The sequence below is a fragment of the Pseudomonas sp. DWRC2-2 genome, assembly GCF_049897885.1.
Classification (GTDB): domain Bacteria; phylum Pseudomonadota; class Gammaproteobacteria; order Pseudomonadales; family Pseudomonadaceae; genus Aquipseudomonas; species Aquipseudomonas azotoformans_A.
This window is the reverse complement of the sequence record NZ_JAFCXD010000002.1, coordinates 1,151,712-1,163,215: the sequence shown is the minus strand read 5'-3', so window position 1 is coordinate 1,163,215 and position 11,504 is coordinate 1,151,712. Positions and strand designations below refer to the sequence as shown.

The window sequence follows — 11,504 nt, the reverse complement described above, 5'->3', positions numbered from 1 at the left end:
TCTAAACAATATCTCACTTTTTAAAGGCCATGGGCAGGTGGATTTATGCGTATCCACGTTTCGTTTACTGATCGAGTAGGAATTACCAAGGAAGTGCTTGCGATCCTCGGAGCTAGAAACTTGAATCTAAAGGCGGTTGAAATGTCGCCGCCGAACGTCTATATCGATGCCCCTGCGTTGGATATTCCAGTTCTAGAAGAGCTCAGATCGACCTTATTGGCTGTGCCAGGTGTTTGCAGCGTGGAGTGGGTCGATATCCTGCCAGGAGACCGTCGGCGCCTTCAACTAGACTCCTTGTTGGCAACAGTAGAAGATCCTACAATCGCAATTGATCTTCAGGGCAAGTTACTACTAGCCAACAGCGCATTTTGCCAGCTAATTGGAAATGAAAATCCGACTGGCCCATTAGCAGACATATTGGGTGATTCGCAGGTATTGAAAGCGTTACTTCAGAAAGACTGTGAGCTCGTTATGTCTAACGTCATGATCAAGGGTACTGATTATTTAATGGAGTCAACCCCTGTGGGCAACGATGGCGACGGAGACAGAGTCGCGGGAACCCTAATATCCTTTTATCCACCTAGGCGGGTGGGTGAGCGTCTAGCGGCAATGCATGAGGAACAAGGTGTTGACGAACTCATTGGAATGTCTTCATCCCTTGAATCGCTGAAGTGTCGAATTAAGAAATTGGCGGTTTTTGACGTTCCTATTCTTATTCAAGGAGAAACGGGTACCGGCAAAGAGCTTGTTGCTCGGGCATGCCACCTAATAAGCAATCGTAGAAACCGCACATTTTTAGCTCTTAACTGCGCTGCGTTGCCTGAGAGCCTTGCGGAAAGCGAGTTGTTTGGATACAGCGCAGGCGCTTTCACGGGTGCGCAACGCGGTGGAAAACCAGGATTGCTCGAACTTGCGGATGGTGGAACGATATTTTTGGATGAAATCGGTGAAATGTCTCTATACCTTCAAGCCAAAATTTTAAGGTTTCTGAATGACGGTACATTTCGGCGTGTCGGTGGCGACCGGGAAATAGAAGTCAACGTTAAGGTGCTCGCTGCAACTCACCGCAACCTTGAAACTCTCGTGGGGCAAGGAGCATTTAGGGAAGACCTGTATTATCGACTCAACGTCTTAAATATAAATGTCCCTGCCTTAAGAGATCGAGGGCAAGACATTTTGTTATTAGCGTCTTTTTTTCTTCGACTAGCGTGCACACAGATTGGAACGAATGCTCTAAGACTTTCAACAGATGCTCAAAAAGCTTTGTTGGCAAATTCTTGGCCTGGCAACGTACGCCAGTTAAAAAATATTATATTCAGAGCTGCTGCAACGACGGAGGGGTCTTTAATAAACGCGGCAGATCTTGAACTCGATGTTTCCACTTCTAAATCTGCCAGACTATCGTTGTCATCCGAATTTCATAGCCTCGGAGAAGCGGTGCAGATGTTTGAGCGTGAGTTACTGACACAGCTTCTCCCAAAATACCCGACGACTCGCCTGCTAGCTGCCCGCCTAAAAACTTCACATACAGCGATTGGTCAACGATTGCGAAAGTATGGTATTTGTTAGATTTAATTTAATCATCTTGTTGAACCCCCACAAGTCAATATGGCTGCATAGCTTAATCCGACGCCCCCCAAAAACGTACCACTTCCCAGCTCCTTCGATGGTATATTTAATACAAAACACAGATCCCCCCTCAATCATTTTGAGCTGAAAGCACAGGAATTGTATTCGGTGTTGAACAAAGTAATTAAGGTCACCGTATTCTCGATAGTAGTAAGTGTCCGGTCAAGTCGCGCCAATACAACAGAAGAGCCGGTGAAGCATTTTGTACTAGCAAGAAACGAGTACGAATATCAATCCCTGTCGCATTCAGAATATATATTTTATGAGGTACTGCGCGGCAGCAGCAATCCTGATAGTGAAAAATCCGCAGTCTAACCGAATTTAAAGACTCGGCTGCGCAACACCACCGCCTGCAGAGTGAATGGACAAGCAGAAACTTGATAACGTTTAGCTGCATGAACACATTATCGACCTAGCGCGTGGCTATACTTCAATTGATCGGACACTCATGACTGCTAAGGCGTCGCATACAATCCCGACCTGCGCCGCGGCGAGTAAAGCTGTAAGAATTTAAAACAGTGCGGTTGCCCGTCCTCCACGATCGCAGTCTGAATTAGAATTGCCTTGACTACTACATTTTACTGGTAAGTCATTCCACGTGCCGTCAGCCTTTGCCCGATGGCGTCGAAATTATTCCATAGCTGAAGCCCATTGCGATCCGGGAAAGGTGAAGAAAGTCCGGCAGTCCCTTAACGTCCGACATGAACGCAATGCCCCATCGGTCTATAAAGATCCGGCGCCGTAGTGCTTCCTTATCCTATACTGGCACGCGAGTTTGCGCATTAGCTTAAAATTCGAGCGGAGATCAAAAAAAACCTACAGACCTCACAACTAGCGCGGCCCAACACTGCTGCTTCAGATAGCGATCTAACCAGCATTAGCGCATGAGCTCGCCCTCCCTCTACCGCCATAATCCTAAAGCCCTTCGATATACTCGAAAATGAGTGCAGTGCCTGGTCGCGTGGGTGTCCACCGATTCAATACAGATGCTCAAGGCAATCACTTCTCTGATAGAGCTACCATAGCCGCTGTATCGAATGGAAATCCGACATGTAAAAATGCCTACTTTAGCCATCCATACTTCTTCGTCGATATGTAGTGGCCGATCAAGTTCAAGCGGCGCAAGCCCGGTGGAGATACTCGGTAAGAACTTAGCTGCGCCGCGTTGAGTTCTTCGGCCGTGAAAAAGGCGCATTCAGATCTCGGACAATTGACGGGTGGCCGTTTTTTACTAGAAGTTCAAACTTATATGGCGATTTTCCACAGTCGAGTTTCGTTAAACAGCAATACTGCGCTTTCCGGCTCAATCGGTGGTACCACAAGCGCGGAACCTGCACCAGGCAGGCGTGGCACTGCCCCCAACAGACGACGGGTGTACTCATGTTGCGGGTTTTGGAACAGCGTTTCAACCGCTGCGCTCTCCACTACCTTGCCGCGCCGCATTACCAAAACGTCGTCGCTGACATGGCGGATGACCCCAAGGTCGTGGGAAATAAACAAATATGCCAAGCCCAACTCAACCTGCAGGTCTGCTAGGAGATCGAGAACCTGCGCCTGCACCGAGACATCCAAGGCCGATACGGGTTCATCGCAGATGATGACTTTTGGGTTGCTGGCGATCGCACGGGCGATGGCCACGCGTTGACGTTGTCCACCCGACAGCTGCAACGGTCTGCGTGTCGCAAGGTCTGCAGGAAGTCGAACTTGGTGCAGCAGTTGAGCGATGCGCGCCGGTTGTCCATCAGCAACGATTCCGGCGACATCGAGTGCGTCGGCCAGAATCTGTCCGACGCTCCAGCGCGGGTCGAAGGAGCTCAACGGATCTTGGTAAATGACACTGACATCGCGCCGATACGCGCGGCGCCCCTTCTCTTCAACCCGGTTGTCGCCAGCACCTGCCCAAGGAATACCGAGGAATGTCACTGCACCGGCATCGGGCTCCAGCAAGCCAAGAACGATCCGCGCAACGGTGGTCTTGCCCGAACCGGACTCGCCAACGATGCCCAGTGTACGCCCGGTCCGAAGTTCGAAGCTGACATCGTCGACAACTTGACGTGATTTATGATCCGGCCCGACATAACTTTTGCCCAACCGTGACGCCGTTAACAACACTGGTGAGTCTACGCCAGGACGAGGCTTCACCGTGCCCATATTGAGCCCGGGTGACAGACGCGTGCCACGAGCATGCTCGGCAGGAACCGCATCGAGCAGCGCGCGGGTGTATGCATGACGCGGGGCGCGCAAGACTTGCTCCATCGACCCTTGCTCCACCACCTCGCCATGACGCAGTACTAATAACTCATCCGCGAGCTGGGCAACCACCGCTAAGTCGTGGCTAATGATTAGCAACGAATCGCCACGTGCTTTGATAGCTTGCAGCACGTCGATAATCTGCGCCTGCACCGTGGCATCCAGCGCGGTGGTGGGTTCATCAGCAATGACTAGACCGGGGGTTAGTGCTAGCGCACTGGCGATCAACGCACGCTGGCGAAGCCCACCCGAGAGCTGATCGGGGCGTTGCCGGGCCCGCAGCCGCGGATCAGGTACGCCAACACTTTCAAGCAGATGGATAACTCGTTCAGCTCGACTGCGGCGATCACCCCAACGATGTGTCTCGAGGACTTCGAGTATTTCCTTGCCTACTGGGCGCAACGGGTCAAGCGACACCAGCGCATCCTGCAGCACAAAACCGATACCTCTGCCTCGCAAATCACGCCAGCCACGCTCTGACAAACGCAGTAAATCCTGGCCGTCATAGCTCAGGGTGCGAGCTGTCACCCGCGCACCGGCACCCGCCAGTCCGATCAAAGTGCGTGCGGTGACACTTTTACCCGAGCCAGACTCACCGACTAGCGCCAGCGTTTTCCCCGGTTCGAGGGTGAACGACACATTGCGGACCACAGACTGTCCAGCGAACTCGATAGACAAGCCCTCGACGATCAAACGTTTATCGCTCATTTTAGTCGGCCCTCTAGGCGTTGTTGCAGATAACGGCCAGCGACCGTGGTTGAAAGCGTAGTCAGCACGATGAACAGTCCCGGGAAGAACGTCATCCACCAGGCGTTGGCGATGAAGTCTCGGCCCATCGACAGCATTGTCCCCCACTCTGGCGCTGGCGGACGTGCGCCAAGTCCCAAAAAACTTAGGGCCGAAGCCCATACGATTGCCTGCCCCACCCCCATCGTCAGTGTCACGATAAGCGGGCGCATAGCGTTGGGTAGAAGCTGCCGGGCAATGATTCGAAACGGGGGGTGCCCCAGTGCCTTCGCGGCTTCTATATAACCTGCATTGCGCACTGCCAGTACTTGGCCGCGGATCATGCGTGCATACCCCGGCGCGCCGCCCAGACCGGTGGCGATGATCAGCGGGCCAATACCGCTACCGAAGATCGCCACGAACAATAGCGCCAGAATCAGGCTGGGGAACGCAAATAGCACTTCTATCAACCAGCCGACACCACGGTCGACTCGAGCACCTCCCAACCCTCCTAACAAGCCCAGGATAATCGCGATGCCCATGGAGAGTGCAGTCGCAGCAATACCGATGAACAACGACTGACGAGCCCCGAAAATCACCCGGGAGAAGATGTCCCGTCCTGACTGATCGGTGCCGAACCAATGCGCCCAGCTAGGCGCTTGAAATGCATCGCGCGGAACGATCGCCAGTGGATCACTGTGGCCAAACAGCTGCGGCACCAGTGCCGCGACGATCAGAAAAAGCAGAAACGAGACTGACAGCAGTGGGCCCAGCCGTACTATACGCGCTGCGCGTTGAACCCGGAGCCCGGGCCCCGCGGCCTCTAAAATGAGTTCGCTCATACCGAATTCCTCTGTTGGCGAGGATCGATCCACAGGTACAGCAGATCCACAAGAATGTTCGCGAACACGTAGCCGGCGGCGACCACCAAACTTATACCGATGGTCAACGGCAAATCTTGGGTCTGAACAGCTTGGAATAGCTGACGGCCCAAGCCCTTACGGGAAAAAATCACTTCAATCACCACAGCACCACTGATCAACGCCCCGATCGCCCAGCCTGACAGCGAAATACCAGGCAGAATCGCATGGCGCAACGCATGCTTGAAACGCACAGAAAAATCGCTGAGCCCCCGGGTTCTGGCGGTAAGAACGAAAGGTTGATCGAGGGTCAATTCGAGTGATTCTCGAGTTACCTGAGCGATAAAACCTGCCAGCGGAATGGCCAATGCCACCGAAGGCAACACCAATGTTTGCCAGCCGTCACTGCCCGCTGGTGGAAATAGCCGCAAACCAAAAGCAAAGATCGCCAATAGCAGTATTCCGAGCCAGAAGTGTGGTAACGCCGCGGCCAAGGTTTCCATTAGCGAAGCCAGTCTACACAACAATCGCTGTCGGCCTGCCGTCAATACCGTCAACGTCAATACCAACACCCATGCAAGTATCAACGACGTGAACGTCAGTTGGAGCGTCGGCCAGGACTGCTCGGCGAGAACTTTGGTCACAGGCAAATGTTGGGAATAGGAAATGCCCAGATCCCCCTGAATCAGCCGCCCCAAATACAAGACGTACTGCACGGGCAGCGGTTTGTCGAGTCCAAATTCACGGGTTGCTTCCGCGATGGTTTCCGCAGTCGGGTTACCGCTCGGACCGCCGAGGATCGCCAATACGGGATCGCCAGGCATCAAGCGCAAGGCAAAAAACGTCAGAGTGGCGACCGCCCAAAGCACCATAATGCCACCGGCAAGACGCCAAAGCGCCCGTCGCCCCAATCGTATAAATCGTTCGCGTTGTAGACTGAGAAGTTCACTGGAAAGTGTCGAGCTGCTCATTTACTCACCCACGCGTCATAGAGGTAAGTAACGGCCAACGAAGGGTCCAAGCGGACACCGTGGGCTGTTTTGTAAATTCCCAACCGCGTACTCTGAGCGTATGTGGTCAGTTGCAGGTATTGACTTGAAGCCACTTGCTGAGCCTTGTAGTAAAGGACTCTGCGCTGCTCTGTATCCTGAGTCGTCAGTGCTTTTTGGATAATCTCGTCGAACGCCTGATCGCTAAACCCAGCAGTGTTCTGGTGATACCCACCCACCCCTGCCGGGCGAATGAATTCAGAACTGAAGATGATCCGCAGTACGTCCGCTGTGTTAGTGTTCCAGTAGCCTTGGCGGACGTCGTAGTCCCAATCCGCCTCACGTTTGGCCGCCTGTACATCGCTCATCTGTTCGACGATCAACTCGAAACCAACCTGGCGGGTCGTAGCCTGGACCTGTTCCCACAACATGTATTCCGACGGTGGCGTGCTATTTTCCATGACTACGTGGACCTGCAGTCGTTTACCGTCCTTGGTCCGATATCCTTCATTGTCGAATTGCACCCAGCCCGCAGCGTCAAGTAGTCGCGCTGCTTTGGCTGGGTCGTAATCCTGTGCTCTCTCGAAATCTGAATTGTAAAAACGCGTCGTTGAACTCAGCGGCCCACCGGCGCGGGGAAACTCGTTGAAGTAAACGCTTTTCAGCGCACCTTCGATGTCAGCACTGCGTACAAAGGCTTCACGCACATTCAAGTCATTGAACGGCGCACGAGTGATGTTCAGCGTGCCATTTGTGGGGTTGCCGGGGCGCTGGGCAATGATCAACGTCAAGTCCGGATTACGCCGGGCAGCTTCATGGGATTCCGGTGGCAATCCCTCAATCACATCCACTTCACCAGTCTGCAAAGAAGCAAACCTCACCGTAGGCTCCTCAATGAATCGCCAGACGATCCGCTCGAGCCAAGCCGGCCCCTGATGTTTGGCCGTGGGTGGCGCAGAGTTGTAATCAGGGTTGCGCACAAGTTCAACATGACTCTGGCGATCCCAGCGTACGACCTTGAAAGGACCAGTCCCGACAGGGCTTTCGCAGTTTACATCGCGTGGCCGAAGCAGCGCGGTGGGTGACTCGATACCGAGAAAACCCTGCGCCAGGACTTCCAGAAACGCAGCATATGGCGTGGACAGGTGAACAACTGCCGTGAACTCATCGAGTACCTCCGTACTGCGGTACTGGCGGATGTAACCACCCGCCGTACCGGACTGGGTCGTCGGATTGGCCATATGATCAAGGTTGACTTTCACAGCTGCTGCATTAAATGGTGTTCCATCGGTAAATCGGACGTCACTACGCAAATGGAATGTGTAATTCAGCCCGTCGGAGGAAACTTCCCAGCGTTTGGCCAGCCACGGGCCTATCTGACCTTCTGCATCCATCGATACCAGCGAATCAAGATACTGTTGCGCGAGAAACACTTGAGGCATATCCCCGGCAACGTGAGGGTCAAGACAGGTCGGTTCGCGGTCAGTGGCGTAGACCAGCGTACCGCCGCTTACCGGTTGATCACTGCTCGCAACGGCCGAGGCGTTTTGACCGCAGCCAATCAACAAACCGCAGATCGAGATAACTCCAATTATCGAATTATTTTTGAGCCGCGACTTGGATCGCGTGCTCTGAGTGGGTAAATTCTGTGGGCTTTTTCGCATGGGTCTTGATACACCTTAAGTCCGGGGACAAGGTCATTGCACAAGACATGCCGAGTTGTTCAGCCAATAAAACTTAGGATTCCGCGTTTCCAGCAAGTCGATAGAGAAGCAATTTGCCCATAACGTGTTGGTGGAGCAACAGTGAGGGTCACTGTAGATTGGTGTGTCATGGATTGAAGGCTTCTCTCAATCATGGTGGGTTAGGCAAGAGGGTTGGGACGGTTGCGATGTCGAAGTAGTTGGGTGGGTTCACCGAATAAACAACTTAGGCTGTATACAACCAGAGTTTGAACATAGTCTCGAGGCGGCTTTAGAGTCTCGATCAAAGCAACGAGGTCAAACTCTCGACTGGCCACAAATGGGCCCGCTCTGCTGTAGCCTTCGAATATCCCGGAGGCTATGCGGATAACTTTACCTTGTTTGATCTTCATAGTGTTTCTGCCTCCATCCTGAAACATACGCTATGGCTAAGGCGACATTCTAGGCATCGGGTTTTGACCATTACTGAAGATTGCGGGGAGATACGTGATGCTGTCCCTTGGACAGTCGCAAGAAATCTCGGAGGCTCGAACGTCCATTACCGCGCTGAAATGTGGCTAATACGTAGCGAGAGTTCATAGTTGTCATCACCCAAAACTTTCCCTCGCGCTCGACTTTCAACACGTCAGAAGTCCGAATCAAATGACCATTCTCGAACCGGCCGTACTGATCTTTACGCGCATGACCGAAAACCACACCGATACCAGCGTGCGATCTGATGAAAACCCCGCAGAGGTAAGCCGTAACCGGTTCGTCAAACCCTTGCTCTTGGGCTCTCATGATGCGCACAAGATCAAAATCTGTGTGGCGTTTCCCGTGAAAATTCACATCAACTGTGTTCAGCATCACCACGCTCCGCTGGCAGCCCATCTGGCGTTATCAGGAATTGCGCACGAAACCAGATGCTCTGATACCGTGCAAGAATCTTGGTAAATTTCATGCTGATCGAATCATGCTTTCGAGAAAAACTGGTCGACGGTTTTTTAGTGACTTAATTTGAAAACCTGGGCGATGTGAGCTGTGGTACACAGAGCCACCGTCTACTTCTATCAGGCACACATCACAGTCATGCTCATCATTGCCAACAGTGACTTTGACCACGCGATCCATACCCCATCCATCACAATGGTTCATCCATGGCGGCGTCACTACCTGGACATCGGTGACTCTGATTTCCTCATTCTGAGCGATCAGAATCTGTTGCAGTTGATGCTCGTTATCGATCATGAAGGCGGCTTCAGATTTCCGACCCTCTTGCCCGGCTTGAACAGTCAGGTGGTACCAGTGTTTACGGAGCACTCTGGATACCTGACGCCATTGGTACTGCCCCTCCCCGAACATCCCCGGTATGCCTATCATGTCGGTGTCGTTTGTTCTGAACATCGTGTGTCCTTATGTCTCGCGGAGCTCTTACAGGAGTGGAGATTAGAAGAAGGAGAAGATGGTCTTGAGGCTGGCAGCTTGCTGATGCCCCGCCCCCATCAGGACGTAAACCGTATGCTTGGTTTCGAACATAAAGCCGTCATCGAATGTGACGCACATGCTGGAACGTACCCAGTCGCCAGGTTGAAAGCGGCCTCGGCTGTCCGCGATCACCCTCTGAGCAAACACGAAAAGCGGAAGGTGGTTGGCAGCGTGAACCTTTGCGAACTCTTCAGGAGTTAGGTCGGCGCGAAAAATCGTCCACTCCTCAACCAGACAATAGGCTTTGAGTCGCGTACGCAGAGCAAGTGTTGCAATGATCTCCTCTACCGAGGAGGAGGAGCCCTGCAATGGGTCACTGATCCCGAGGAGAAGGTCACTCTGGGCTGGGCCGATCAAGGCTCACGCTCCTTCAAGGTTATGCATAAATTGACAACTGCTAGGCTGCCTACGTAGCGGAGACAGCCCGTCAAACCGACAAGATCACCACGCGAATCACTATATATATTTGTATGTTGATTGGCAAACGCGGCATACCGTCTCTTTTTGAAGAGACGCCAAGATGTCACTGCGCCGCCCTTACGCAGCCGTGCTTCAGCTGCTACGTAGATCCAAAGGGTTGCATCAGCACGCGATCGCCGGCGAGGTTGCTCAGTCGTTCATCAGCAAGCTTGAGGCCTCGAAAACCACAGCTACTGTGGAATCTACGAAAGCCTTGGCTGACGCCCTACACGTGAATGCTGCAACCTTCTTCGGTTTGGTCATCGCAGCCAGTCAACATCAGACTCCTCGCGAGGTGATGCTCTCAGCCATTGCTGAAATGGAGGCACTGGGGTTGGCGGATATCGTTCTTCCTGCAGAACCTCAGAAGCTCGAAGCGCCATCGGTGGCTGAAGCCCGGGACAGGAAGGATAAGGTTCAGCGATTGAAAGCACAGGGCTATAGTCGCGCTGAAGCTGCGCGCGAGCTCGGATACGCCTGGACGACTATCAATAGGCTTTGGTCAACGGATCGGAAATCAGAAGATTCATAATGGAATAGTTTGAACAGCCTCATTTTTGACAATACGGAGCATTGCTCTAATTTAGGACTACGCACTCGAATGAGTTTTCGGAAGCTGGCTGACTGAGGAGTTCTCTCACTAACTGGTCAGCGTTTATATGGAGCCGGGCAACTAAACAACCATGCGCGAGCGCCAGAACACATACCACACCAAAATAATGATCGAGGGTAGCAACCAGATGAGCATCGCCTATCTGCTCGCTGGAGCATTCGATCATATTGGCTTGGCTAGGCAGCCACGGCATCAAAGCTACCGCCTGGACGCCCGTTGGGCATGGGCACTGACGCAAAGATAAGCGCTGCCAAAAGGCTTCGGGCAAAGGGTATACCCGTAATGAAAACGGCGAGAGATATAGGACTATCAGAGGCAAAAATGCATAGGTATCTCAATAAAATTATTTAGATTAAAATACAATCTATTCGATCCGACACTACTCCTACACGCTATTAATATTGCCTCACCGAAGCTTAGGAAAATTTAACACATTGGTTTTCTTCTCCAACTCATCAACTTTCTTCTTCAGTGTAAACACCTCGTACACAAGGGAAATATTCTTCTGGAGTGCAACATGATAATCTTTCTCCAGCGCTTTGTACTGCTTCTGGAGGCCCTTGCCTGTCGAACTAACATGCTCTAGAGTAGTCGAACTTAGGGAATCAGCAACCTTCAGCTGCTGCCTTTCAGCGGCTTCGTCAATCGCTCTGCAGAGGTCTGGATAGCGCTTCTTCTTTATAGATCCTCGCTTTCGGCCAGCCTCAAGTGCAACCGCATCGTTATTAATTGCACATCCAACAGGAACAATTTGGGGGCACCCATTTATCATCCGATCTAAAGCAGCGAGATAATCGTTAACTGCACTCAT

Annotated in this window: 10 protein-coding genes; 2 read left to right on the top strand and 8 right to left on the bottom strand. The window is 52.5% G+C overall.

Annotated features, from left to right (window positions below; all coding sequences use genetic code 11):
- Window positions 1-45 precede the first annotated feature (45 nt).
- Window positions 46-1,569: a sigma 54-interacting transcriptional regulator gene (locus ACP7EW_RS14060; RefSeq protein ID WP_426217713.1), complete on the top strand. Its 1,524-nt coding sequence runs from the start codon at window positions 46-48 to the stop codon at window positions 1,567-1,569.
- 1,305 nt (window positions 1,570-2,874) lie between these two features.
- Here the strand turns inward: ACP7EW_RS14060 and ACP7EW_RS14055 are convergent.
- The 7 genes from ACP7EW_RS14055 to ACP7EW_RS14025 form a co-directional block, all read right to left on the bottom strand.
- On the bottom strand, window positions 2,875-4,587 hold the full coding sequence (locus ACP7EW_RS14055) for a dipeptide ABC transporter ATP-binding protein (protein ID WP_426217711.1): 1,713 nt from the start codon (window positions 4,585-4,587) through the stop codon (window positions 2,875-2,877).
- Window positions 4,584-5,447: an ABC transporter permease gene (locus ACP7EW_RS14050; RefSeq protein WP_426217709.1), complete on the bottom strand. Its 864-nt coding sequence runs from the start codon at window positions 5,445-5,447 to the stop codon at window positions 4,584-4,586. Before ACP7EW_RS14050 ends, ACP7EW_RS14055 begins: the two co-directional genes overlap by 4 nt.
- Window positions 5,444-6,436 (bottom strand): ABC transporter permease, encoded by a 993-nt coding sequence (locus tag ACP7EW_RS14045; RefSeq protein ID WP_426217707.1) that lies wholly within the window; start codon window positions 6,434-6,436, stop codon window positions 5,444-5,446. The genes ACP7EW_RS14050 and ACP7EW_RS14045 overlap by 4 nt, the downstream gene beginning before the upstream one ends.
- Window positions 6,433-8,118, bottom strand: coding sequence for an ABC transporter substrate-binding protein (locus ACP7EW_RS14040; RefSeq protein ID WP_426217705.1), 1,686 nt, complete (start codon window positions 8,116-8,118; stop codon window positions 6,433-6,435). Before ACP7EW_RS14040 ends, ACP7EW_RS14045 begins: the two co-directional genes overlap by 4 nt.
- A 501-nt stretch (window positions 8,119-8,619) precedes the next feature.
- A complete protein-coding gene (locus ACP7EW_RS14035) occupies window positions 8,620-9,003 on the bottom strand; it encodes a hypothetical protein (RefSeq protein WP_426217704.1) in 384 nt (127 codons plus the stop codon).
- Between the two features lie 90 nt (window positions 9,004-9,093).
- Window positions 9,094-9,540, bottom strand: a complete 447-nt coding sequence (locus ACP7EW_RS14030) for a hypothetical protein (RefSeq protein ID WP_426217702.1) — start codon at window positions 9,538-9,540, stop codon at window positions 9,094-9,096.
- A gap of 42 nt (window positions 9,541-9,582) precedes the next feature.
- On the bottom strand, window positions 9,583-9,978 hold the full coding sequence (locus ACP7EW_RS14025; RefSeq protein ID WP_426217700.1) for a DUF6957 family protein: 396 nt from the start codon (window positions 9,976-9,978) through the stop codon (window positions 9,583-9,585).
- Window positions 9,979-10,141: 163 nt separating this feature from the next.
- Between ACP7EW_RS14025 and ACP7EW_RS14020 the strand changes: the two genes are divergently transcribed.
- Window positions 10,142-10,612: a helix-turn-helix domain-containing protein gene (locus ACP7EW_RS14020; protein ID WP_426217698.1), complete on the top strand. Its 471-nt coding sequence runs from the start codon at window positions 10,142-10,144 to the stop codon at window positions 10,610-10,612.
- Window positions 10,613-11,099: 487 nt separating this feature from the next.
- Here ACP7EW_RS14020 and ACP7EW_RS14015 read toward each other — a convergent pair whose 3' ends face one another.
- Complete coding sequence (locus ACP7EW_RS14015; protein ID WP_426217696.1) at window positions 11,100-11,504, bottom strand: hypothetical protein; 405 nt, start codon at window positions 11,502-11,504, stop codon at window positions 11,100-11,102.